The organism is Aeromonas sp. R5-3 (assembly GCF_040908225.1).
GTDB lineage: Bacteria > Pseudomonadota > Gammaproteobacteria > Enterobacterales > Aeromonadaceae > Aeromonas > Aeromonas dhakensis.
Map to the genome: position 1 here is coordinate 167,332 of NZ_JBFODH010000018.1, position 24,630 is coordinate 191,961.

At 62.3% G+C, this 24,630-nt stretch carries 21 protein-coding genes and 1 tRNA gene; 15 read left to right on the top strand and 7 right to left on the bottom strand.

Annotated elements, in window-relative coordinates:
* Positions 1-96 precede the first annotated feature (96 nt).
* The 3 genes from AB5Y95_RS09120 (at position 97) to AB5Y95_RS09130 (ending at position 3,460) form a co-directional block, all read left to right on the top strand.
* Positions 97-1,131: a sensor histidine kinase gene (locus AB5Y95_RS09120; RefSeq protein ID WP_123246948.1), complete on the top strand. Its 1,035-nt coding sequence runs from the start codon at positions 97-99 to the stop codon at positions 1,129-1,131.
* A gap of 76 nt (positions 1,132-1,207) precedes the next feature.
* A complete protein-coding gene (locus AB5Y95_RS09125) occupies positions 1,208-2,551 on the top strand; it encodes a sigma-54-dependent transcriptional regulator (RefSeq protein ID WP_368160677.1) in 1,344 nt (447 codons plus the stop codon).
* Positions 2,552-2,698: 147 nt separating this feature from the next.
* Positions 2,699-3,460 carry a Nif3-like dinuclear metal center hexameric protein gene (locus AB5Y95_RS09130; RefSeq protein ID WP_017786251.1) on the top strand — a complete coding sequence of 254 codons (762 nt, stop codon included), beginning with the start codon at positions 2,699-2,701 and terminating at the stop codon, positions 3,458-3,460.
* Between the two features lie 118 nt (positions 3,461-3,578).
* Here the strand turns inward: AB5Y95_RS09130 and purN are convergent, their stop codons facing one another.
* Both purN and purM read right to left on the bottom strand, forming a co-directional pair.
* Complete coding sequence (gene purN / locus AB5Y95_RS09135) at positions 3,579-4,217, bottom strand: phosphoribosylglycinamide formyltransferase (protein WP_010633472.1); 639 nt, start codon at positions 4,215-4,217, stop codon at positions 3,579-3,581.
* Positions 4,214-5,251 (bottom strand): phosphoribosylformylglycinamidine cyclo-ligase, encoded by a 1,038-nt coding sequence (purM, locus tag AB5Y95_RS09140; RefSeq protein ID WP_017765614.1) that lies wholly within the window; start codon positions 5,249-5,251, stop codon positions 4,214-4,216. Before purM ends, purN begins: the two co-directional genes overlap by 4 nt.
* A 175-nt stretch (positions 5,252-5,426) precedes the next feature.
* Between purM and upp the strand changes: the two genes are divergently transcribed.
* The 3 genes from upp (at position 5,427) to hda (ending at position 8,021) form a co-directional block, all read left to right on the top strand.
* On the top strand, positions 5,427-6,053 hold the full coding sequence (gene upp, locus AB5Y95_RS09145) for a uracil phosphoribosyltransferase (RefSeq protein ID WP_005302745.1): 627 nt from the start codon (positions 5,427-5,429) through the stop codon (positions 6,051-6,053).
* A 144-nt stretch (positions 6,054-6,197) separates the two neighbouring features.
* Positions 6,198-7,217, top strand: a complete 1,020-nt coding sequence (locus AB5Y95_RS09150) for a DUF2066 domain-containing protein (protein ID WP_368160679.1) — start codon at positions 6,198-6,200, stop codon at positions 7,215-7,217.
* Positions 7,218-7,319: 102 nt separating this feature from the next.
* Positions 7,320-8,021, top strand: a complete 702-nt coding sequence (hda, locus tag AB5Y95_RS09155) for a DnaA inactivator Hda (RefSeq protein WP_016351307.1) — start codon at positions 7,320-7,322, stop codon at positions 8,019-8,021.
* 112 nt (positions 8,022-8,133) lie between these two features.
* Here hda and aceA read toward each other — a convergent pair whose 3' ends face one another.
* From aceA to AB5Y95_RS09175, 4 genes are all read right to left on the bottom strand, one after another.
* On the bottom strand, positions 8,134-9,447 hold the full coding sequence (aceA, locus tag AB5Y95_RS09160; protein WP_005302742.1) for an isocitrate lyase: 1,314 nt from the start codon (positions 9,445-9,447) through the stop codon (positions 8,134-8,136).
* 73 nt (positions 9,448-9,520) lie between these two features.
* Positions 9,521-11,128: a malate synthase A gene (gene aceB, locus AB5Y95_RS09165; protein WP_139397924.1), complete on the bottom strand. Its 1,608-nt coding sequence runs from the start codon at positions 11,126-11,128 to the stop codon at positions 9,521-9,523.
* Between the two features lie 716 nt (positions 11,129-11,844).
* Positions 11,845-11,991 (bottom strand): hypothetical protein, encoded by a 147-nt coding sequence (locus AB5Y95_RS09170; protein WP_368160682.1) that lies wholly within the window; start codon positions 11,989-11,991, stop codon positions 11,845-11,847.
* Positions 11,992-12,266: 275 nt separating this feature from the next.
* Positions 12,267-12,343, bottom strand: a tRNA-Pro gene (locus AB5Y95_RS09175).
* Positions 12,344-12,612: 269 nt separating this feature from the next.
* Here AB5Y95_RS09175 and tadA point away from each other — a divergent pair.
* The 9 genes from tadA (at position 12,613) to AB5Y95_RS09220 (ending at position 23,684) form a co-directional block, all read left to right on the top strand.
* Positions 12,613-13,152: a tRNA adenosine(34) deaminase TadA gene (tadA, locus tag AB5Y95_RS09180; protein WP_081050920.1), complete on the top strand. Its 540-nt coding sequence runs from the start codon at positions 12,613-12,615 to the stop codon at positions 13,150-13,152.
* A 206-nt stretch (positions 13,153-13,358) separates the two neighbouring features.
* Positions 13,359-15,596 (top strand): ABC transporter permease subunit, encoded by a 2,238-nt coding sequence (locus AB5Y95_RS09185; RefSeq protein ID WP_368160684.1) that lies wholly within the window; start codon positions 13,359-13,361, stop codon positions 15,594-15,596.
* A gap of 32 nt (positions 15,597-15,628) precedes the next feature.
* On the top strand, positions 15,629-17,278 hold the full coding sequence (gene pstA / locus AB5Y95_RS09190) for a phosphate ABC transporter permease PstA (protein ID WP_005302737.1): 1,650 nt from the start codon (positions 15,629-15,631) through the stop codon (positions 17,276-17,278).
* Positions 17,279-17,387: 109 nt separating this feature from the next.
* Entirely contained in the window at positions 17,388-18,206 is an 819-nt protein-coding gene (gene pstB, locus AB5Y95_RS09195) for a phosphate ABC transporter ATP-binding protein PstB (RefSeq protein WP_005302736.1), read from the top strand.
* Positions 18,207-18,316: 110 nt separating this feature from the next.
* Positions 18,317-19,027 carry a phosphate signaling complex protein PhoU gene (gene phoU, locus AB5Y95_RS09200; RefSeq protein WP_005302735.1) on the top strand — a complete coding sequence of 237 codons (711 nt, stop codon included), beginning with the start codon at positions 18,317-18,319 and terminating at the stop codon, positions 19,025-19,027.
* Positions 19,028-19,219: 192 nt separating this feature from the next.
* Entirely contained in the window at positions 19,220-20,539 is a 1,320-nt protein-coding gene (locus AB5Y95_RS09205) for a hemolysin family protein (RefSeq protein ID WP_010633484.1), read from the top strand.
* 19 nt (positions 20,540-20,558) lie between these two features.
* Positions 20,559-21,101, top strand: coding sequence for a hypothetical protein (locus tag AB5Y95_RS09210; protein WP_017765605.1), 543 nt, complete (start codon positions 20,559-20,561; stop codon positions 21,099-21,101).
* 270 nt (positions 21,102-21,371) lie between these two features.
* Positions 21,372-22,274 (top strand): homocysteine S-methyltransferase family protein, encoded by a 903-nt coding sequence (locus AB5Y95_RS09215; RefSeq protein WP_368160687.1) that lies wholly within the window; start codon positions 21,372-21,374, stop codon positions 22,272-22,274.
* A 9-nt stretch (positions 22,275-22,283) separates the two neighbouring features.
* Complete coding sequence (locus AB5Y95_RS09220; protein WP_368160689.1) at positions 22,284-23,684, top strand: basic amino acid/polyamine antiporter; 1,401 nt, start codon at positions 22,284-22,286, stop codon at positions 23,682-23,684.
* 77 nt (positions 23,685-23,761) lie between these two features.
* Here AB5Y95_RS09220 and AB5Y95_RS09225 read toward each other — a convergent pair whose 3' ends face one another.
* Positions 23,762-24,601: a sterol desaturase family protein gene (locus tag AB5Y95_RS09225; RefSeq protein WP_368160691.1), complete on the bottom strand. Its 840-nt coding sequence runs from the start codon at positions 24,599-24,601 to the stop codon at positions 23,762-23,764.
* Positions 24,602-24,630 lie beyond the last annotated feature (29 nt).

Here is a 24,630-nt window from a genome sequence, read left to right on the forward strand (position 1 = left end):
CTTGACGCCAATCTTCAAGGCTTTGATTTTATATATAATTTTTAGTGGCATGGAAATTGAATAAGCTGACTCAGTCGCCAGTTTGAGGTCAGCTTTATGACAGCCCAGCCGCAAGAAACCCCGCTCCAGTCTCACGAGGTGAGCCAGCTTTACGCCATCTTCACGGCGCTGCCCACCGGTGTCTTGCTGCTCGACGGTGAGGGCCGGATCACCCGGGCCAACCCGGCCGCCAAGGCGCTGCTGGGGGAGCCGCTGGAAGGGCAGGCCTGGCGCCAGATCATCGACCGCTGCTTTCAGCCCCGCGAGGATGACGGCCACGAGATCTCCCTGCGCGATGGGCGCCGGGTCCAGCTCTCGACCCAGCCGCTGCCGGATCAGCCGGGCCAGCTGGTGTTCATCAACGATCTGACCGAAACCCGCCAGCTGCAAGACCGCATCAACCACATGAAGCGGTTGTCGGCCCTTGGCAACATGGCCGCCTCGCTGGCCCACCAGATCCGCACGCCGCTCTCCGCCGCCATGCTATATGCCGCCAACCTGGCCAACCGCACCCTCAAACCCGAATCCCGCAGCCAGTTCCAGCAAAAGCTGATGGCGCGCCTGCAGGATCTTGAAAAGCAGATCAGCGACATCCTGCTGTTTGCCCGCAACGGCGACAACCAGGTGGTGACCCCGACGTCGGTGCAGGGGTTGCTGGCCGAGGTGCAGGCCGGCGCCGAGGCATTTTGCAGCCAACAGGGCTGTGAGCTGCACATGGAGGCGCCGGAGCCCGATCTCTGCCTGCTGGCCAACAGCAGCGCGCTGGCGGGGGCGGTCAACAACCTCATCGCCAATGCCCAGCAGGCCGGCGCCACGTCGCTTCTGGTGAGTGCGGTGCGCAGCGGCACCCGGGTGGAGCTGCGCATTCTCGACAACGGCAAGGGGATGCCCGCTCACCTGCTGAGCCAGATTTTCGAACCCTTCTTCACCACCCGTTCCCAGGGCACCGGCCTTGGACTGGCGGTGGTGCAATCCGTGGTCCGTGCCCATCAGGGCGAGGTCAGCGTGGCCTCGGTACCCGGCGAGGGCACCTGTTTTACCCTGTCGTTCCCCCTGCATCAGCAGGCGGTGCAGCTCGGAGGTGTCGCATGAGCCATGTTGAGCGTCAGCGCCATCCGGCAGGGATCAATATCAATGCGGCCAGGCTGGCTGTGGTGGGAGGTGTAGCATGACTCAGGCCCGGATCCTGGTAGTGGAAGATGACAATGGCCTGCGCGAAGCGCTGATGGATACCCTGTTGCTCGGCGGCTATGAGTGCCGCGAGGTGGACAGCGGTGAGCGGGCCCTGCTGGCCCTGTCGCGCCAGAGTTTCGACATGGTGATCTCGGATATCCAGATGGGGGGGATGGATGGCCTGACCCTGCTGGCCACCATTCGTCAGCAATATCCCCAGGTGCCGGTGCTGTTGATGACCGCCTACGCCAACATCGACGGTGCGGTGCGGGCCATGCGCGAAGGGGCCATCGACTATCTGGCCAAGCCCTTCTCCCCCGAGGTGCTGCTCAATCAGGTCAGCCGCTATGTGCCGGCCCAGAAGGTGGAGAAACGGGCCGTGGTCTATGGCGATCCCAAGACCGCCGAACTGTTCCAGCTGGCGACCCGGGTGGCCAGAAGCGAGGCCACCGTGATGGTGACCGGCCCGAGCGGGACCGGCAAGGAGGTGCTGGCCCGCTACATCCACGACAACTCCAGCCGTGCCGAACAGACGTTCGTCGCCATCAACTGCGCCGCCATTCCGGAAAACATGCTGGAGGCGACCCTGTTCGGCTACGAGAAGGGGGCCTTTACCGGCGCGGTGCAGGGCTGCCCCGGCAAGTTCGAACAGGCCCAGGGGGGGACCCTGCTGCTCGACGAGATCACCGAGATGGATCTGGGGTTGCAGGCCAAGCTGCTGCGGGTGCTGCAGGAGAAAGAGGTGGAGCGGCTCGGCAGTCGCAAGATGATCCCGCTCGACGTGCGGGTCATCGCCACCAGCAACCGGGATCTGAAAAAAGCGGTGCAGGACGGCCTGTTTCGCGAGGATCTCTACTATCGCCTCAATGTCTTCCCGCTGCGCTGGACGGCGCTATGGGAGCGCCCCGGCGACATACTGCCGCTGGCGGAACACCTGCTGGCGCTGCATGCCGGTCAGCAGGGACTGCCGACGCCGCAACTGACGGAGGCGGCCCGTGAGCGGCTGCTGGCTCACCCCTGGCCCGGCAACGTGCGCGAGCTCGACAACGTGGTGCAGCGCGCCCTCATTCTGAGCCCCGACGGCCTCATTGGCTGCGAGCACCTCATTCTGGAAGAGGTGGAGGAAGAAGAGATCCGGCTGGTCGGCAACGAGCGCAGCAGCGGCAGCGAACACCTGGGCAGCGAGCTCAAGCAGCAGGAGCACCAGATCATTCTCGACACCCTGCAGGATTGCAACGGCAGCCGCAAGGCTGTGGCCGACCGGCTCGGCATCAGCCCACGCACCCTGCGCTACAAGCTGGCCCAGATGCGCGAGGCGGGGATCGACCTGCCAGCCTGAGGCCATTCCGGGCCCGACCATGGGCCGCAGTGCGGGAGGCATCATGGTCTTGCTGGCCCGCCTCGATTATCATGGGGCCTCGGCGTTATGAGCCCGATTCCTGTCTGCATCGCAGCACTGGGGTCGGCGCCTTTATAAGGGACCCCTATGATCTCTCATCGAAAACTGGAAAGCGTACTCAACCATCTGCTCGAACCCCACGCCATCAAGGATTACTGCCCCAATGGCCTGCAGGTGGAGGGGCGTGAGCGCATTCGCAAGGTGGTGACCGGCGTGACCGCCAGCCAGGCTCTGATCGACGCGGCCGTGGCTGCCGATGCTGACGCCATCCTGGTCCATCACGGCTACTTCTGGAGCGGCGAGCCGGCCCAGATCACCGGCATGAAACAGCGCCGCATCAAGACCCTGCTGACCCACGACATCAACCTGTTTGCCTATCACCTGCCGCTGGACGTGCACCCCGAGGTGGGCAACAACGCCCAGCTGGCCCAGTTGCTGGGCATCAAGGTGCGCCGCGGCCTCGAGCCCTGGAACAGCAAGAGCGTCGCCATGGTGGGCAAGCTGGAAGAGCCCATGAGCGGGTCTGACTTTGCCAAGCTCATTGCCGAGCGGCTCGGCCGTGAGCCGCTCCATTGTGGCGACAGCGGCCCCGAGCTTATCCGCTCGGTGGCCTGGTGCACCGGCGGCGGCCAGAGCTACATCAATCTGGCGGCGGAGCAGGGCATCGATGCCTTCATCTCCGGTGAAGCCTCCGAGCAGACCATCCACACCGCCCGCGAGATGGGCATGCACTTCTACGCCGCTGGCCACCACGCCACCGAGCGTTACGGCGTCAAGGCGCTGGGGGAGTGGCTGGCGACGGTGCATGGGCTGGATGTCACCTTTATCGATATCGACAATCCGGTCTAGGTTCGATTAGCCGCGTAGCGGGGTAATCGGACCTGACTGCAGCAAGTGCGCTGGTAGATAGAAATGACAAGGGAGGCGTGGGCCTCCCTTGTTCTATTTTGCATGCTGCGGTTAACCGTTACTCGCTGGCATAACCCGCGGGGCCGAGCAGGGCGCCGTCGAGCAGGGCGGCCCCCTCCAGCATCTGCAGCCGGCCTTCACAGAACCACTGCACCACCAGTGGGTAGATGCTGTGCTCCTGCACCTGCACCCGGGCCGCCACCTCCTCGGCCGTGTCCCCTTCGAAGATGGGAACGCGCGCCTGCAGGATCACCGGGCCGCCGTCGAGCTCTTCGGTGACGAAGTGGACGCTGGCGCCGTGTTCGTCGTCACCGGCATCGATGGCGCGCTGGTGGGTGTGCAGCCCCTGGTACTTGGGCAGCAGGGAGGGGTGGATGTTGACCATCCGACCGGCAAAGTGCCGCACCAGGTCGGCACTCAGGATCCGCATAAAGCCGGCCAGCACCACCAGGTCGGGCTGATAGTCGTTCATCAGCGCCAGCAGGGCGGCGTCATACTCCTCCCGACTGGCAAACTGCTGCTGGGCCAGGATGGCGGTGGCCACCCCCGCCTCTTTGGCGCGCACCAGCCCGTAGGCATCGGCCTTGTTGCTGATGACGCCGACCACCTGACCGGCAATCTTGCCGTCGGCGCAACTGTCGAGAATGGTCTGCAGGTTGCTGCCGTTGCCGGAGATAAGGACCAGGATCCGCATCATTGGATGATGACCTGCTCCTCGCCATCGGCCGCCTTGGCGATGTGGCCGATATGCCAGGCGTTCTCGCCTTCCGCCTTGAGCAGGGTCAGCGCTTTTTCAAGCTGATCCGCCGGCAGGGCGATGATCATGCCGACGCCGCAGTTGAAGGTGCGGTACATCTCGTGACGGGTGACGTTGCCAGCCTCTTGCAGCCAGCTGAACACCGCCGGCCACTGCCAGCTCTGCTCGTCGATCACCGCCTGGGTGTTGGCGGGCAGCACGCGCGGGATGTTCTCCCAGAAACCGCCGCCGGTGATGTGGGAGAGGGCGTGGATCTCGCACTCCTTGATGAGCTTGAGCACGGGTTTCACGTAGATGCGGGTCGGCTCCAGCAGGGCGTTGGCCAGGGTGGTATCACCCAGCGGCTGCTGCACGTCGGCCTTGGAGACTTCCAGGATCTTGCGAATGAGGGAGAAGCCGTTGGAGTGGGGGCCGCTGGCGGCCAGGGCGATCAGGGCATCCCCTTCGCCGACCTTGCTGCCATCGATGATCTCGCTCTTCTCCACCACGCCGACGCAGAAACCGGCGATGTCGTAGTCTTCCCCTTCATACATGCCCGGCATCTCGGCGGTCTCGCCGCCCACCAGGGCACAGCCGGACTGCTCGCAGCCGGCACCGATGCCGGTGACCACGGCCGCGGCGGTGTCGACGTCCAGCTTGCCGGTGGCATAGTAGTCGAGGAAAAAGAGGGGCTCGGCGCCCTGCACGATCAGGTCATTGACGCACATGGCCACCAGATCGATGCCGACGGTGTCGTGCTTCTTCAGGTCGATGGCGAGGCGCAGCTTGGTGCCCACCCCGTCGGTGCCGGAGACCAGCACCGGCTCCTTGTAGCCCGCAGGGATTTGACACAAGGCCCCAAAGCCGCCAAGACCACCAAGGACTTCAGGACGACGAGTGCGCTTTGACACGCCCTTGATACGTTCAACCAGTGCATTGCCGGCATCGATATCCACGCCAGCATCCTTGTAGCTCAGTGAGGTTTTGTCAGTCACGCGTATTCCCCGTCATATAAAGAAGTGGAGGGTAAAATTCGGGGCGTATTCTAACAGTGGCGGTGAAAAACCAGAAAGGAAATCGTTTGCGCGTTTTTGCGCGGAAATGCTCTACAAGCGGCGGCTTTTGTTGTATGATTCCGCGATTTTTTTGCGGCAGTTAGAGGAGATAATAATGAAAGTCGTTGAAGTCAAACACCCCCTGGTCAAGCACAAGATCGGTCTGATGCGTGAAGGCGATATCAGCACCAAGCGTTTCCGTGAACTGGCCAAGGAAGTGGGCAGTTTGTTGACCTACGAAGCGACCTCTGACTTCGAAACCGAGAAGGTTACCATCGATGGCTGGAACGGGCCAGTGGAAGTTGACCAGATCAAGGGCAAGAAGGTCACCGTCGTGCCTATCCTGCGTGCCGGTCTGGGCATGATGGATGGCGTGCTGGAGCACATGCCGAGCGCCCGCGTCAGCGTGGTCGGTATCTACCGCGACGAAGAGACCCTGCAGCCGGTTCCCTACTTCGAGAAGATTGTCAGCAACATCGAAGAGCGTCTGGCGCTGGTGATCGACCCCATGCTGGCTACCGGCGGCTCCATGATCGCCACCATCGATCTGCTCAAGAAGAAGGGCTGCCAGTCCATCAAGGTACTGGTGCTGGTTGCCGCGCCGGAAGGCATCAAGGCGCTGGAAGCCGCTCACCCGGACGTGGAGCTGTTCTGCGCCTCCATCGACCAGGGCCTGAACGAGAAGGGCTACATTGTCCCGGGTCTGGGCGACGCCGGCGACAAGATCTTCGGCACCAAGTAAGCCTCGATCGCCTCATCGCGTGCCTGCAGGCGCGCAAACGGAGCCGGCACCTCGCCGGCTCCGCTGTTTCTCCCGCCCCCGGCTTGCTGCCATGCGCGCCTTGCCGCTACCATAAGCACCATCTCCCATTTCGAGACTTTTCTCATGCTCAAACGTGTTGTGACCGCCCTCTGCTGCGGCTTGTCATTCATGGTGTCGGCCGCCCAGGTGACCGATCTCTATCAGGGCAAGGCCCCCACCAGCGGCGACATGGCGGCAGCCCAGTCCCAGGCCCTGGGCGAGGTGCTCGTCAAGGTGACCGGCAAGCGCGACATCCTGACCCAGCCGGCGGTGGTCAAGGCGCTGGCGGCACCCGGCACGTTCGTGCAGCACTACGGTTATCAGGACGTGGGGCCGGTGAAGTTTCTCAAGGCCGATTTCGACGTGACCAAGGTCAATGCCCTGGTGGCCGAGAGCAAATTCGCCCTGCTGGGCCCGGCCCGGCCTCAAGTGGCCATCTGGCTGGTGATCAATGAAGGGGAGCGCCGCATTCTGCCGGATCAGTCCAGCGACGGCTGGGCCGCCGCCCTGCGTACCCAGGCCCAGGCCATGGGGCTGCCGGTCAGCATTCCGCTGATGGACTTGGACGACAACATGGCGGTCAATGCCACCGACGTCTGGGGCCGCTTCGCCGACCCCATCCTCAAGGCGAGCCAGCGTTACGGTGCCGAGATGGTGGTGCTGGGCAAGCTCACCCCGGAGGGGGAGAAGTGGAACATCGACTGGGGTCTCTACGGACCCAAGGCCGGTGGTGAAGTGGCCGAGCTGACCCGGGGCAATGGTGCTGGCTCCCAGGCCGAGGTGGCACAGGGCTTTGCCGACACCCTGGCCGGCTGGTTGGTGAAAAACTATGGTGCCCGCGTCTCGGGGCCGGCCTCCAGCCAGAGTCTGGTGGTGAGTGGGCTCTCCGACGTGGACAGCATGATCGCCGTGCAGAAGATGCTGCAGGGGATGGCCAACGTGAGCAAGGTCGAGATTGGCAAACTGGAAGGGGACCAGGTCACCTTCAATTTCACCCTGCAGGGTGATCAGGCCGAGTTGGCCCGCATGCTTCAGCTCGAGAGCCGCCTGCATCGGGTTGACGATAATGGCAGCGCATTGCGTTACCAATGGTCGCAGCCCTGATTTTATAAGGCTTTTGTATACCGCCCGGCTTGTCCGGGCGGTTCTCTATCCGGCCCGGCGATGATACACTTGGTAGCAAATGTCACAGTCAAAGCCTAACGAGTGAAGCAACCGGCCCAACTGTCTTTAGCCGTACAACTACCGGATGATGAAACCTTCGTCAGTTTTTATCCCGGCAACAATGCTCATCTGATCACCGCCCTCAAGAATGCGGCCATTGGTCAGGGTTCACCTTTCCTCTATTTCTGGGGGGCCAAGGGATCGGGCCGCTCCCATCTGCTGCACGCCACCTGCGCCGAGGTCAATGCCCGCGACGCGGCGGCAGCCTATCTCTCCCTCGATCAGTTCGAACAGCTCGACCCCAGCATGCTCGACGCCCTCGAAAGCCTGCCGCTGGTCTGCCTCGACAGCCTGGAAGCCATCGCCGGCAATGCGCTGTGGGAGCGGGCCCTGTTCGATTTTTACAACCGCTGGCAGGAGAAGGGCGAGGGGACCCTGGTAGTGACCGGTTGCAGCGCACCGCGCAAACTGGGGCTGCAACTGCCGGATCTCGCTTCCCGGCTGGACTGGGGCGTGAGCTTCCACCTCGACGAGCTGGACGATGAAGGCAAGCTCAGTGCCCTGCAGCTGCGTGCCGAGCTGCGGGGCTTCAAACTGCCCATCGATGTGGGCCGCTTCCTGCTCAACCGTCTCTCGCGCGACATGCGTACCCTGCTCACCACTCTCAATCAGCTCGACAACGCCTCCTTTCGTGCCAAGCGCAAGCTGACTATCCCCTTTGTCAAAGAGATCCTCGAGCTCTGAGTTCTTCGGGTGTGTTTGAGCGTGAGCGACGCCTAAGCAATGAATAAAAAGAAACCCCGGCCACTGGCCGGGGTTTTGCTATCTCAAGGACTCTCTCAAAGAGTTCTGCCTATCAGTGGAACTGATCTTCTTCGGTGGAGCCGGTCAGCGCAGTCACCGAGGATTGGCCGCCCTGAATGACGGTGGTCACCTTGTCGAAGTAACCGGTACCCACTTCCTGCTGGTGTGCCACGAAGGTGTAGCCGCGCTCGGCAGCGGCGAACTCCGGCTGTTGCACCATCTCGACGTAGTGCTTCATCCCTTCGCCACGGGCGTACTGGTAGGCCAGCTCGTACATGTGGAACCACATGTTGTGGATGCCCGCCAGGGTGATGAACTGGTACTTGTAACCCATGTCGGACAGCTCCTGCTGGAAGCGGGCGATGGTGGCATCGTCCAGGTTCTTCTTCCAGTTGAAGCTCGGCGAGCAGTTGTAGGCCAGGATGCGATCCGGGAACTGGGCCTTGATCGCTTCGGCAAATTTGCGCGCCTCGTCCAGATCCGGCTTGGCGGTTTCGCACCACACCATGTCGGCGTAGGGGGCGTAGGCCAGACCGCGGGCGATGGCCTGATCGATGCCGGCACGCACCTTGTAGAAACCTTCGGCGGTGCGCTCACCGGTCAGGAAGTCCGCATCGTAAGGATCCGCATCCGTGGTCAGCAGATCCGCCGCGTTGGCGTCGGTACGGGCGATCACCAGGGTGCTGGTGCCGCAGACGTCGGCCGCCAGACGAGCCGCGACGAGCTTCTGCACCGCTTCCTGGGTCGGAACCAGCACCTTGCCGCCCATATGGCCGCACTTCTTGACGGAAGCGAGCTGATCTTCGAAGTGCACGCCGGCGGCGCCCGCTTCAATCATCCCCTTCATCAGCTCGAAGGCGTTCAGCACGCCGCCGAAGCCGGCTTCCGCATCCGCGACTATGGGCAGGAAGTAGTCGATAAAGCCCTCATCCTGCGGCCCTACCTTGTTGGCCCACTGGATCTGGTCGGCACGGGCGAAGGAGTTGTTGATGCGCTCCACCACCGACGGCACCGAGTTGGCCGGATAGAGGGACTGATCCGGATACATGGTGGAGGAGAGGTTGTTGTCTGCCGCTACCTGCCAGCCGGAGAGGTAAATCGCCTCGATCCCCGCCTTGGCCTGTTGCACCGCCTGGCCGCCGGTCAGGGCGCCGAGACAGTTGACGTAGCCCTTCTTGGCGCCGCCGTGGATCAGCTCCCACAGCTTGTCGGCGCCACGTTGGGCCAGGGTGTGCTGCGGCTGCAGGCTGCCGCGCAGGTTGACCACGTCCTCGGCGCTGTAGCCGCGCTTGATCCCTTTCCAGCGGGGGTTCTGTGCCCAGTCTTTCTCGATAGCCTGGATCTGTTGCTCACGGGTCAGTGCCATATCAGTTCCCTCTTTCATTGATTTCACGTTTCCATTGACTTGTTATTGGCGAGCCCCTTGCGGAGCCCGTGATTCAGAGCCGCTCGTAACCGGGCAGCGTCAGAAAATCGATCAGGGTATCGGCGCAGGTGATCTCTTCCATCAGGGCGCTCGCCTCGGCGAAACGACCCGACTGCCAGCGGGCTTCGCCCACCTCGCGTTTGACCACCTCCTGCTCCTCGGCCAGCATCTGGCGGAACAGATCCTTGGTCACCACCTGGCCGTTTGACAGGGACTTGCCGTGGCGGATCCACTGCCAGATGGAGGTGCGGGAGATCTCGGCGGTAGCCGCATCTTCCATCAGACCGTAGATGGGCACGCAGCCGTTGCCATTGATCCAGGCCTCCAGATACTGCAGGGCAACCCGGATGTTGGTGCGCATACCTGCCTCGGTGCGCTCGCCCTCGCAGGGGGCGAGTAGGTCGGCGGCTGTGATGGGGGCATCCTGCTCGCGCAGCACGCCGATCTGGTTCTTGGCGCCGGCCGGGATGGTGGCGTTGAACACGGCCATGGCGGTGTCGGCCAGGCCTGGGTGGGCCACCCAGGTACCATCATGGCCGTTGTCGGCTTCACGCTGTTTGTCGGCATGTACTTTGGCGAAGACCTGCTCGTTGACGGCGGCATCCTTGGCTGGAATGAAGGCGGCCATGCCGCCCATCGCCAGCGCGCCGCGCTTGTGACAGGTCTTGATCAGCAGCCGCGAGTAGGCGGAGAGGAACGGCTTGTCCATGGTCACCACCTGACGGTCCGGCAGGACGCGATCCGGGTGGTTCTTCAGCGTCTTGATATAGCTGAAGATGTAGTCCCAGCGGCCGCAGTTGAGGGCGACGATGTGATCCTTCATCTGATAGAGCAGCTCGTCCATCTCGAACACCGCCGGCAGGGTTTCGATCAGCACGGTGGCCTTGATGGTGCCGCGGGGCAAGCCGAACTTGTCTTCGGTCCAGGCGAACACCTCGCTCCACCAGCGCCCTTCCAGGTGGCTCTGCAACTTGGGCACGTAGAAGTAGGGGCCGGATCCCTTGGCCAGCAGCGCCTGATAGTTGTGCAGGAAGTAGAGGGCGAAGTCGAACAGGCCGCCGGGAATGGGGGCACCATCAAAGGTGACGTGTTTTTCCGGCAGGTGCAGACCGCGCACCCGGCAGATGAGCACCGCAGGATCGGCATTGAGGGTATAGGATTTCCCCTCCGGGCTCTGGTAGGCAATGGTGCCATTGACCGCATCGCGCAGGTTGATTTGACCCTCGATCACCTTATTCCAGGCGGGGGCCAGCGAATCTTCGAAGTCCGCCATGAACACCTTGACGTTGGCGTTGAGGGCGTTGATCACCATCTTGCGCTCGACCGGGCCGGTGATCTCCACACGGCGATCCTGCAGGTCGGCAGGAATGCCGCGTACCGTCCAGTCGCCGGCGCGGATGTGGGCAGTCTCAGGCAGGAAGTCCGGCAGCTCGCCGCCATCGATACGGGCCTGGCGTGCCACACGTTGTTTCAACAATTCGTCCCGTTGGGGAGCAAAGCGTTCCACCAGTTCGGATACCAGGGCCACCGCGTCCGGCGTCAGAATTTGCGCGTAATCGGGATGCATTTCGCCCTGGATGCGCAGACGGGCGCTACAGTGGGTCTGGGCCGGTGCCGACATAGTGTTCACTCCTTTGAGAATTACATTTTGAACTAATTAACTACGACTAAAGTCGATCCCTGTTTTTTCAATCTTCCCGTAACAACGGGATAACACGATTCATAAGGTGCGAAATATTGCTCTATTCGTCAACAGCTTTTTTAAAACGCCTGTTTTGGTCATACCATTAACTTTATGTTTTAAAAGGATTTGTTTGATTAGCGCAAAAACTCTATGCAGATGGTTATGCTCTTGTTTTCCACCCCTTCTCGGTGGCCCCATATCAGGGGGATAATAGTCGACGGGATGTAACTTATTACGTAATAAAATTACAAATGCAAAAACAAATCCCGACCTCACTCCAAGCTTTCAAAAAACGTCCGTATGAAATGCGTTTAAGCAACCCAGCAAGCGCTTGGTGCCCTCTGGCATTGGGTGAAGAACGGTTGTTTAAAACTTAAATTGCTCAGTGGGGCCGAATGGGATCCGGTGGCAGCAGAGTGAGAAAGTGATGGGCAATAACGTAGGTTTGTATCACCTCGGGGGATGGCGTGTGCAGGTGAGGGGAGGGATGCTGGTAGCAGATATGACTGCAGCTATTTCGTTACGCAGGATATTGTTGTTATTTATATCAGCGGGCCATCCTGGCCCTCAAAGGAGGTATCAAGGGGAGATGCTCCCGAGTGTCACGACCCTGATCTCCCGTGACAGGAAGGGTTGACGCCAGGGCTGACGGTTCAGTAGTCATCGTCCGGCGCCGCCAGATCGACGATGTCGAGCCGTACGACGGAGCCATGCTCGGCCACATACTGGTTGGCATCGTTTTCGGTGGCCGGCTGGGGCAGGGGAGAGTGTTCGGGTTGTGCTTCAACTGCTTGCGTCATGGGTGCTTGCCTCACTGGATTGCAAGCCGGTTGGTGACTCCATCACCCGGGTTTCCACCTCCCTGTACGAAATGCCGGCGGAAAAGTCGCGTATCCTAGCGATACTCTCGAAAGGTTTCAAGCGGTTCTGAATAAAATCCGTACCGCAACTGATTGGTGACTCTTTGAAGGAGAGGGTGTGACACGAGAGGCTAACGGCGAGCGGCGGGTTGAAGATCGGGATGACGGGCAAAAAAATAGCCCAGTCGCTGGACTGGGCTATTTTCGGGGAAATATGGTCGGCGTGAGAGGATTTGAACCTCCGACCCCTGACACCCCATGACAGTGCGCTACCTGGCTGCGCTACACGCCGACAAGGTCAGTCTGTGCTGACGGGGAGGAAGTCTAATGTTCCGCACCTTTGGACGCAACTCCTTTTTTATCATAGAGATGCTGACTGCTTCTTTATTGCTCACCACAGATGGAACTTGGGGGCGCCAGCGGGATTTGGCATAATCGCCGCCCCGCCGTGGGCATGGATGGCGGGACCTATGCCACAGAGAGCGGCGGCACGGGGCCGTGATACCGTCTTTCGCCGACAGCATGATCTGTCGTCATCAACCAGTCAGAGAGGAGCAGGGCGTGAAACCATCGGACGTTGCAGCACAGGCGAGCCAGCACGAGCAGGATGAACGCTGGATGCGCCATGCCATGGCGCTGGCCGCCAGGGCCGAGGGGATCGGCGAGATCCCGGTGGGCGCCGTGCTGGTGCTGGGGGAGGAGATCGTCGCAGAGGGCTGGAACCGCTCCATCAGCGAACACGACGCCTGCGCCCATGCCGAGGTGATGGCGCTCCGGGCTGCTGGCGAACGGCTGCAAAATTACCGTCTGCTCGACACCACCCTCTATGTGACCCTGGAGCCCTGCTGCATGTGTGCCGGTGCCCTGATCCACAGCCGGGTCAAGCGGGTGGTCTATGGCGCGCGGGACTTGAAGACCGGGGCGGCCGGCTCAGTGTTCGAGATCCTGCAGGACCCGCGTCACAATCACAGGGTCGAGCTGACCGGCGGCGTGCTGGCAGAGGCCTGCTCGGCCCAGCTGTCGGATTTCTTCAGGCGTCGCCGCGCCGAGAAAAAGGCCGCCAGATTGGCACTGCAACAAACCCCGGCCGCCAACGATTGAGGCGCATCGGCGCAAGCGGCGCGCTCCAGCGGCGCTTGCGCTGCATTTTTAACTTTATAAAACAGTCGCTTTCCATCTTCTCCATGGCATCTTTGATGCCGCTTTCTTGCCTGCAAATAAGCCCGGTTCACGGGACCTTCATGTAACAAAACTGTCATGCAACCGCCATATAATGCCGCCAAGCCTAGCTCACATTGAGGTTTTGCATGTCATCGGAATCGTTGCACCTGGTTATGGCGGGGAGCAGAAAGCGCCGTATCAAGGATAAGTTGGCCAAGTACGGGGTGACCACGGGCGGAGCCCTAGTTCTGGTCGCCCTGTTGCTTATTTTCTTCTATCTGCTCTATGTGGTGAAACCCATCTTCAATGGCGCCTCCATGGAGCCGACCGCATCGTTTACCCTGCCCATTCAGGGCAAAACCGCCTGGCTCGGGGTGGAGGAGCAGAACGAGATCGGCTATCGCTTCAGCGACCAGGGCCAGGTCAACTTCTTTGCCGTCCAGAATGATGGCAAGGTCAAGGTGGGCCAGTCGCTCGGTCAGGCACAGGTAAAGGGTGACATCACCGCCGTTGCGCCGCCGTCGCCGGGCCAGAAGCTGATGGCCTACGGTTTTGCCGACGGCAAGGCCCAGGTGGTGCAGCCCGCTTTCAAGGTCTCCTATCCCAACGACGTGCGGGTCATCGAGCCCAGTCTGCAGTACCCCTTCGGCGAAGAGCCGGTCGTGGTGGACCCTGCGGGCAAGGCGCTGTCGCTGATGGTATTTGAAGCCACCAAGGACAAGATGGCCACCGCGGCCGTGACCGCCGATGGTCGCGGCGTCATGATGGTGATGAGCGGTGAGGAGAACTTCCTCTCCGGCGAAGTCGAGTGGAGCGCCCAGAACTACAGCATCCCCTCCCTGCCGCGCCACGTGGATCAGATGTTGCTGACCCCCAACCTGCGCATCCTGTTCGTGCGAGAGGGCAATCGCCTCTCGGTCTACGACATTCACAACCTGAACGACATCTCCCTGCGCAACGTGCTGGAGATCAACGCCCCCGATGCCAACGTGACCCGGGTCGAGCTGCTCTCCGGCGCCTCCTCCCTGCTGGTGGGCAACGACAATGGCGTCATCTCCCAGTGGTTCGAAGTGGCCCGGGATGGCAAGCGCCAGTTCACCCAGATCCGCGATTTCAAGGGCGATGGCGCCGTGGCGCAGCTGACCCCGGAACATTTTCGCAAGGGCTTCATCAGTGCCGACAAGAGCGGCACCATCAGCTTCTTCCACGCTACCGGCGAAACCAAGCTGCTGAGCGAGAAGGTAGAGGGCGGCGCCCTGTCGGCGCTGGCCATCTCCCCCCGTCACAACGTGCTGCTGATGCAGCAGGGGGATGCCTTCAAGCTGTTTGCGGTGGAGAACGAGCACCCCGAGGTGACCTGGTCGGCGCTCTGGCAACAGGTGTGGTATGAAGGCTACCCCGAGCCCCAGTACGTGTGGCAGTCCACCTCCGCCAGCAACGACTTCGAAGCCAAGCTGAGCCTGGTGCCGCTGGTGTTCGGCACCCTCAAGGCCTCCTTCTATGCCATGGTGTTTGCGGTGCCGCTCGGCGTCGCCGGCGCCATCTACACCGCCTACTTCATGTCGGCGGGGCTGCGCAAATACGTCAAGCCGACGGTGGAGATCATGGCGGCCCTGCCGACCGTTATCCTCGGCTTCCTGGCGGGTCTGTGGCTCGCTCCCATCATCGAGGGGGCGCTGCCCGGCGTGGTGCTGCTGCTGATCCTGCTGCCGATGGGGATGCTGTTGACCGCCCTGGTGTGGAACTACCTGCCGGAGCGCGGCAAGGCCTGGTTGCCGGAGGGGTGGCACGCCATCCTGCTGATCCCGGTGCTGCTGCTGATTGGCTGGGGCGCTTTCGCGGTGAGCCCGCTCATCGAGAACGCCTTCATGCACGGTGACTCGCGCATCTGGCTGACCCACGACATGGGCATCAAGTTTGACCAGCGCAACTCCCTGGTGGTCGGCATCGCCATGGGCTTTGCGGTCATTCCCACCATCTTCTCCATCGCCGAAGACGCCGTCTTCTCGGTGCCCAAGCACCTCACCCAGGGCTCCCTGGCCCTCGGTGCCACCCCGTGGCAGACCTTGAGCCGGGTGGTGATCCTCACCGCCAGCCCGGGCATCTTCTCGGCGGTGATGATGGGCCTTGGCCGCGCCGTGGGCGAGACCATGATAGTGCTGATGGCCACCGGCAATACCCCCATCATGGACTTCTCCATGTTCCAGGGGCTGCGCACCCTGGCCGCCAACATCGCGGTGGAGATGCCGGAATCGGAAGTGGGCAGCTCTCACTATCGGGTACTGTTCCTCGCCGCCTTCGTGCTGTTCGTGTTCACCTTCTTGTTCAATACCCTGGCCGAGTTCATCCGTCAGCGGTTGCGTGAAAAATACAGCTCCCTGTGATGGGCTGCTCTGTAAGGATCGAGGAATCGACAATGGGTAAGTGGTTTAAATCGGGGGCCCCCTGGATCTGGATGACCGGCGGCGCCGTCAGCCTGAGTCTGGTAGCGGTACTGGGTCTGCTGCTGCTGATCGGCTGGCGTGGTCTGGTCTACTTCTGGCCCCACCCCATCTATGAGTGGCAACTGGAAGACGCCCAGGGCAACAAGAGTGTGCTGATCGGCGAGATCAACGACCGCGAGCTGGTGCCGGTCGAGCGGCTGCGGGCCGCCGGCCTGCCGCTGGCAGGGGAGGAGCGCGAGCTGCTGACCCGCTATCTGGTCAAGACCGGCAACCGCGAGTTCGTCGACCTGGACTTCCGCTGGGTGCTGGAGACCGACATCAAGTCCCAGAGCCTGCCGGCGGAGCTGGCCATGGTGGAGCGCGCCACCAACGGCAACTTCTACGGCTATATCGTCGCGGTGAAAGAGGATGGCCACGAGCTCACCTCGGATCTGCATCCTGCCCTGCAGCGGGTGTTGGCGCGGGCCAACGGCCTCTCAAGCCAAGCCGACGATCTGCAAAAAGGGGACATCGGCAGCATCAACTATCAACTGGAGCGGCTGCGCCTGAAAGAGCGCAAGGCCGAGCTGGATGACAAGCTGACCGATCAGCTTAAAGCCGAGCTGGCGAGCGAGCGTCAGGCTCTCAACGATCGCTATCAGGTGCTGGAGAAGGAGCTCTTCTCCCTGCGTGCCCAGGCAGACAGAGACAGCATCACGGTCAAGGACATGCGCGGCGAGCTGGTGACCATGCCCATGTCCAAGGTACTGGACGTGGTGTGGCCCAACGACATGAGCCTGCCGGCCAAGGTGGGTTACTGGTTCCACCAGATCGGTAAGTTCGTCTCCGACGATCCGCGCGAGGCCAACACTGAGGGCGGGGTATTCCCGGCCATCTTCGGCACCGTCTTCATGGTGTTCCTGATGGCGATCATCGTGACTCCGTTGGGGGTCATCGCAGCGGTCTACCTGCACGAGTACGCGGGCAAGAACAGCCTGACCAAGATCATCCGCATTGCGGTGATCAACCTGGCGGGCGTGCCCTCCATCGTGTACGGCGTGTTCGGTCTGGGCTTCTTCGTCTACACCCTCGGTGGTTCGCTGGACCAGCTGTTCTATCCGGAAGCGCTGCCGAGCCCGACCTTCGGCTCCCCTGGCGTCATCTGGTCGGCGCTGACCCTGGCCATCCTGACCCTGCCGGTGGTGATCGTCTCCACCGAAGAGGGGCTGGCCCGGATCCCGAGCACCATCCGCCAGGGGTCCCTCGCGCTGGGTGCCACCCAGGCCGAGACCCTGTGGCGCATCGTGCTGCCCATGGCGAGCCCGGCCATCATGACCGGCCTCATTCTGGCCATCGCCCGCGCGGCCGGTGAGGTGGCGCCGCTGATGCTGGTGGGGGTGGTGAAACTGGCGCCGACCCTGCCGATGGACGGCAACTTCCCGTATCTGCACGTGGAGCGCAAGTTCATGCACCTGGGCTTCCACATCTATGACGTCGGCTTCCAGAGCCCCAACGTCGAGGCGGCGCGTCCCCTGGTCTACGCCACCTCCTTCCTGCTGGTGACGGTGATCGTCGGCCTCAACCTGACGGCCATCGGGATCCGCAACCACTTGCGTGAAAAATTCCGGTCGCTGGAACATTGATAGACCAGCACCACAGAGACGGGCAGGGAACGGGGTTCCCTGCCAGCCAAGCGTTCCGGTCGCGGGCCCTGAGAGTGCCCGCCGCCATCGACAGATTTTGAGGTAACAGATGATCAACGTAACGACCGCAGCGACCCAGCACACCGCGACCGACCTGCTCAACCTGAGCCCGGAGCAGACCGCGCTGGAGGTGAAGGATCTCAACCTGTACTACGGCAACAAACAGGCGCTGTTCAACGTCAACATGAAGATCCCCAAGGGCCAGGTCACCGCCTTTATCGGCCCCTCCGGCTGCGGCAAGTCCACCCTGCTGCGCTGCATCAACCGGATGAACGACCTGGTAGAGATCTGCCGCATCGAGGGCGAAATTCAGCTGCACGGCCACAACATCTATGACAAGAGCGTCGATGTCTCCGCTCTGCGCCGTCAGGTGGGCATGGTGTTCCAGCGTCCCAACCCCTTCCCCAAGTCCATCTACGAGAACGTGGTCTATGGCCTGCGCCTGCAGGGCATCAATGACAGACGCACTCTGGACGAGGCGGCCGAGCGCTCCCTGCGCGGCGCGGCCCTGTGGGACGAGGTGAAGGATCGCCTGCACGACAACGCCTTCGGCCTCTCCGGTGGTCAGCAGCAGCGTCTGGTGATTGCCCGCGCCATTGCCATCGAGCCGGAAGTGTTGCTGCTCGATGAACCCACCTCGGCGCTCGACCCCATCTCCACCCTCACCATCGAGGAGCTGATCAACGAGCTCAAGAGCCAGTTCACCGTGGTGATAGTCACCCACAACATGCAGCAGGCGGCGCGGGTCTCGGATCAGACCGCCTTCATGTACATGGGCGAGCTCATCGAGTACTCGGACACCAACACCATTTTCACCACCCCGGCCAAGAAGAAGACCGAAGACTACATCACTGGTCGTTACGGCTAAGGGATGCTGGTGCAACAAGGGTTATTGAGATGAGCAAGATGGGCATCAACAAACAGATTACCCGTCAGTTCAACGACTAAGGCATACTCGGAGCATCAAGGATTATTGGTATGGACAATATGAACCTCAACAAACACATCTCCGGTCAGTTCAATGCCGAGCTCGAGAGCGTGCGCAACCAGGTGCTGGTGATGGGCGGGCTGGTGGAGCAGCAGCTGACCGACGCCATCGCGGCCATCCACGATCAGGATCTGGACGCGGCGCGCAAGATCGTGGCCAACGACCATAACGTCAACGCCATGGAAGTGGCGATCGACGAGGAGTGCACCCGCATCATCGCCAAGCGCCAGCCCACCGCCTCCGACCTGCGGCTGGTGATGGCCATCATCAAGACCATCACCGACCTTGAGCGCATCGGCGATGTGGCGGACAAGATCGCCCGCATGCTGACCGACAACGCCAACAAGCCGCAGCCGCCGCTGGTGTCGCTGGAGAACATGGGCCGCCGCACCATCAAGATGCTGCACGACGTGCTGGACGCCTTCGCCCGCATGGATCTCGATGCTGCGCTGGCGGTCTACAAGGAAGATGACAAGGTGGACCGGGAGTACGAGTCCATCATCCGCGAGCTGATGACCTACATGATGGAAGATCCGCGCACCATACCGCAGGTGCTCAACGTGCTGTGGGCGGCGCGGGCCATCGAGCGGGTGGGCGATCGCTGCCAGCACATCTGCGAATACATCGTGTACTACGTGAAAGGCAAGGACGTGCGTCACACCAAGGCGGACGACCTGGGCACCCTGCTGGGGAAAGGGTGAGTCTGAAATGAATAAAAAGGCGCTTTGAGCGCCTTTTTTGTTGCCTTTTCAGTCAGTGCAAGATATCGCCACCCGACTGGCGCTTTTCTGCTAGAATATGCCCCCTGTGTGAGTCCCGGATCGACTCACGGTCCGGTCTCCCGGACCCAGTTTGCCGTCTTGTGCTAAGGCGGGTGTAGCAATAGGTTAATCATGAGTTTTGCCGATAGTTTATTTTTTCTGATGCTGCTGGTTGCCGGCAGCGTGTTCTTCTCTCTCTCCGAGATCTCCCTCGCCGCCTCCCGCAAGATCAAGTTGCAGGTGATGGCCGATGAGGGCAACCGCCATGCCGAAAAGGTGCTGGCACTGCAGGCCCAGCCGGGCAACTTCTTTACCGTGGTGCAGATCGGGCTCAATACCGTCGCCATCCTGGGCGGTATCCTAGGCGAATCCGCCCTGAACCCGGCCATCAAGGAGCTTGTCTCCGAGTTCTATCAGGGGCCCTGGCTGAGTGAAATCAGCTCGGCGACCTCCTTCGTGTTCGTCACCGGCATGTTCATTCTCATCGCCGATCTGATGCCCAAACGCCTCGCCATGACCATGCCGGAGCGGATCGCCGTGGTGGTGGTGCGCCCCATGCTGCTGTGCGTCACCCTGCTGATGCCGCTGGTATGGTTGTTCAACGGCATGGCCAACGGCCTGTTCCGGCTGCTGCGCATCTCCATGGTGCGCAACGACGAGATCACCTCCGACGACATCTATGCGGTGATGGATGCGGGGGCCGAAGCCGGCGTCATCCAGCGCGAGGAGCATCAGCTCATCGAGAACGTGTTCGAGCTGCAGTCCCTCGGCGTCACCTCCGCCATGACTGCGCGCGAGAGCCTCATCTACTTCACCCTGCAAGAGGGGGAGGAGAGCATCAAGGCCAAGATCGCCGAGCACCCCCACAACAAGTTCCTGGTGTGCGACCACAACCTCGACAGCATCAAGGGTTTCGTCGACTCCAAGGAGCTGCTGATCCGGGTCATCAGCGGCCAGAGCATCGATCTCAACAGCGGCTCCCTGGTGCAGAACGTCATCATCATCCCCGACACCCTCAACCTCTATGAGGCGATGGAGTACTTCAAGAACCATCGCGGCGACTTTGCGGTGGTGATGAACGAGTACGCGCTGGTGGTGGGTATCGTCACCATGAACGACCTGATGAGTACCGTCATGGGCGAGTGGGCCACCCACGTGGTGGAAGAGCAGATAGTGCAGCGGGATGAGAACTCCTGGCTGGTGGACGGGGTGACCCCCATCTCCGACGTGATGCGTGCCTTCGACATCGAGGAGTTCCCGGAAAACCAGAATTATGAAACCATCGCCGGCTTCATCATGTACATGCTGCGCAAGATCCCCAAGCGAACCGACTCGGTCAAATATGCCGGTTACAAGTTTGAAGTGGTGGACATCGACAGCTACAAGATTGACCAGCTGCTGGTCACCCGGGTAGAGGCCACGCCGGCCGACAAGCCCGCTCAGGAATCGTAAAAGGAGCTCGTTAGCAATCATGAAGATGCAGTCTCATTCCCGTGCGCTGGCCTGTGTGGCGCTCGCCTTGGCACTCGGTGCCTGCAGCCAGAGTGCACCGCGCAAGGCCACTCCCGTCGCCAAGCCGTCCGCCCCCAAGGCAGCCGTGGTCATGCCGCAGCCGGATCCCGATGCGGTGGTGCAAAGCGCCGTGGCGGAGCCGAGCCCTGTGTTCGACGAGGAGTATCACGGCCCGGATCAAGGGTCGCTCGAGTCGGTAACCGCCCTGTTTGCCCGTGGCTACATCGAATCGGCCATGCGCGAGACCATGCTGGCGGCGGTGCACAGCGACTACCCGCTGCTGGGCATGCGGGACGTGCGCCTGACCGACCCGGTGGCCAAGTTCCTCACCTCGGCCCAGGCCCGTACCACGGCTCACGACTACCTCTATGCCGGGGTGCAGCGCCGGTTGGGCCGCCCGCTCAGCCCAGCCCAGTGGGAGCAGATCTGGCAGGGGTATCCCCAGCAGGGTCGGGTTTCCGACTGGGTCAAACAGACCAAGCGGGTACTGGCCGGGCGCTGAGCCACCAGTTCATCTGTTGCCACAAGAGGCCACCTTAGGGTGGCCTCTTGTTTTTCTGCCTTCTGCCTTTTGTGGTTTTGCGGTGATGCCAGTTGCCGTCGGGCGGGCTTTGCTTTATCTTGTTTTGGCCATCTAAACATCTATATGTTTTTATGGCTAATTTATTCAGGGTGACGATGGCGACGGGTTGCCGCGCCGCCGGGACAGGCGCAACGGATAAAGCGCACAGACCCGCACAACAAGACAACAACACAACAAGAGACGAGACAGATGGATACGCAGGCATTGTGGATACTGGATGGCGGCATGGGGCGCGAGCTGGCACGGCGGGGCGCGCCGTTTCGCCAGCCGGAGTGGTCGGCACTGGCTCTGATGGAGGCCCCCGAGACGGTGCGCGAGGTGCACGAGGCCTATGTGGCGAGCGGGGCCCAAATCATCACCACCAACAGCTATGCGCTGGTGCCGTTTCATATCGGTGAGGCGCGCTTTTCGGCAGAGGGGGAGCGGCTGGCGACCCTGGCCGGCCAGCTGGCCCGGGAGGTGGCCGATGAGCAGCCGGGCCGCGTGCAGGTGGCCGGCTCCTTGCCGCCGCTCTTTGGATCCTACCGCGCCGACCTGTTCGACGCAGGCCGGGTGAGCGAGCTGGCGACCCCGCTGATCCGGGCGCTCTCCCCCCGGGTGGATATCTGGCTGGCGGAGACCATGAGCCTCATCGCCGAGCCGCTGGCCCTCAAGGCCTTGCTGCCCGAGGATGGCAAGCCGTTCTGGGTTTCCTTCACCCTGGAAGACGAGGCGCCGGGCAGCGAACCGACCCTGCGTTCCGGTGAGCGGGTGGCGGACGCCGTCGCCGCACTGTCATCAGCCGGGGTGGATGCCATCCTGTTCAACTGCTGCCAGCCCGAGGTGATCGACGCCGCGCTCAAGGTGGCCAGGGCCGGCCTACAGGCGCTGGGGCGCACCGACATACGGCTCGGCGCCTATGCCAACGCCTTCCCGCCCCAACCCAAGGAGGCGACCGCCAACGACGGGCTGGACGAGATCCGCACCGATCTGGGACCGCTGGATTACCTCGGCTGGGCCGAGCGCTGGCGCGCTGCCGGGGCAAGCCTCATCGGCGGTTGCTGCGGCATCGGCCCGGAACACATTGAGGCGCTGGCCAGCCGGCTGCGTTAAGGAGCGCCCATGAAAGAGAGCAAGATAGGCCTCTGGTCTCTCACCGCGCTGGTGTTCAGCTCCATGGTGGGGGCCGGCATTTTCAGCCTGCCCCAGAACATGGCCGAGGTGGCCGGCGCGCGCGCCGTGCTGATCGGCTGGGGGGTGACCGGGGTCGGCATCCTGGCGCTCGCCATGAGTTTTCTCTATCTGTCGCGCTTAAGGCCAGAGCTCGATGGCGGCATCTACAGCTATGCCCGGGCCGGTTTCGGCGATCTGGTGGGCTTCTTCTCCGCCTGGGGCTATTGGCTGTGCGCCACCATCGGCGTGGTGGGTTATCTGGTGATCGCCTTCGCGGCGCTGGGCAGCTTCGTCGACACCCCGGAGCGGGTCTGGTTTGGCGAGGGCAACACCTTGGCGGCCTTCATCGGCGAGTCCTGCATCCTCTGGGCGGTGCACCTGCTGGTGGCCCGTGGCGTGCAGCAGGCGGCCCTGTTCAACCTGGTGGCGACCCTGGCCAAGAGCCTGCCGCTGCTGCTGTTTATCCTGTTCGCCTGCTACTGGTTCGACCCGGTCACCTTCGCGGCGGATCAGCAGGGCAGCACTCTGGCGACGCCGGTCTCCGAGCAGGTGCGCAACACCATGCTGATCACCCTCTGGGTCTTCACCGGCATCGAGGGGGCGGCTGTGCTGTCGGCCCGGGCCAGAAACAGGCGGGACGTGGGCACGGCCACCGTGCTCGGGGTGGTGCTGGCGCTGCTGCTCTATGTGCTCATCTCGGTGTTGGCGCTCGGGATCCTGAGCCGCCCCGAGCTCGCGGCCCTGCCCAACCCCTCCATGGCGGGACTGATGGCCCAGATGACCGGCTCCTGGGGCAAGCTGCTCATCAGCGTCGGCCTTATCGTCTCGGTGCTCGCCTCCTACGTGAGCTGGACCCTCTTCTCGGCCGAGGTGCCGTTCAGTGCGGCGCGCCATGGCGCCTTCCCGGCCATCTTCCGGCGCCAGAACCGCAACGGCACCCCCATCGCCTCGCTCTGGCTCACCAGCCTGACGGTGCAGGGCTGCCTGCTGCTGGTGTGGCTGCTCGGCAAGGGCTACACCAACCTGCTGCTCATCTCCACCTCCATGATCCTGGTGCCCTACCTGCTGATCGGCCTGTTCCTGCTCAAGCTCTCCTTGCGTAGGGAAGGTAATGGTCTGATGCGGGTAGTGGCGCTGGTGTCGAGCGGTTACGGCCTCTGGCTGCTCTATGCCGCCGGGGTGGAGTATCTGCTGCTCTCCTTGTTGCTCTACGGGCCGGGTCTGCTGCTGTTCCTGTACAGCCGGCGCCAGCTGGGGGCCGAGCAGCCCCTGAGCGGACGCGAGCGGCTGCTGGCCGGGGTGACGCTGCTGAGCCTCATTCCCGCCGTCTGGTCTTTTGCCCACGTCTGAGTGAGGTGGTGACCCAATGCAAGAGAGCGCCCAAGGGGGCGCTCTCTTTTTGTCTGCTGATTGCTTGCAGTGCGTGCTCAGCGGCTGGCGGGGCCAGCCGGCTTGCCAAACAGCACCGCGAGCTTCTGTCGCCAGGGGAGGCCCCGGGCCTCTTGCAGCATGTCGCGCCACTCGTGGAAGGTGAGGGTGAGCGGATTGAAACTGTGGATGGGCTTGGTGATGCCGAAGCGACACGGCTCGCCTAAGTCTTCTTCCACGAAGGTACCAAACAGCCGGTCCCAGATGATGAGCACCCCGGCGAAGTTGCGATCGATATATTTGGCGTTGCTGGCGTGGTGCACCCTGTGGTGGGAGGGGGTGTTGAAGATCCACTCCAGCCAGCCGAGCTTGCCCACCACCTGGGTGTGGACGAAGAACTGAAAGCCCAGGCTCAAGAGCACGGTGGCCACCACCGCCTCGGGCGGGAAACCGATGAGGATCATCGGGATCCAGAACAGCCACATGCCGGAGACCGGGTACATCAGGCTCTGGCGAAAGGCGGTGGAGAGGTTGAGCCGCTCCGAGCTGTGGTGCACCACGTGGGAGGCCCACAGCCAGCGCACATGGTGGCTCGCGAAGTGGAACAGCCAGTAGCAGAGATCCTGCAGCAGGAAGAGCAGCAACAGGCTCCAGACGTTCAGCCCTATGTCCATCAACCGCCAGCCCCAGAGGATGTCGTAGAGGTAGGCGATGGCGATGGCCGCCAGCGCGTCGCCCCCCTGATGCATCAGCGCCAGGGTGGCGTTGGCAAAGAGATCCTTCCACTGGTAGCCGGCGGTGGGAAAGGCGGCGCCATGCTTGCGCAGGTAGAGCATCTCCCAGCCGATAAAGGCCACAAAGATTGGCGAGAGGTAGAGCAGGAGCAGTTGCACATCCATGTCGGGTATCCAGTCAGAGCAATTGCTCT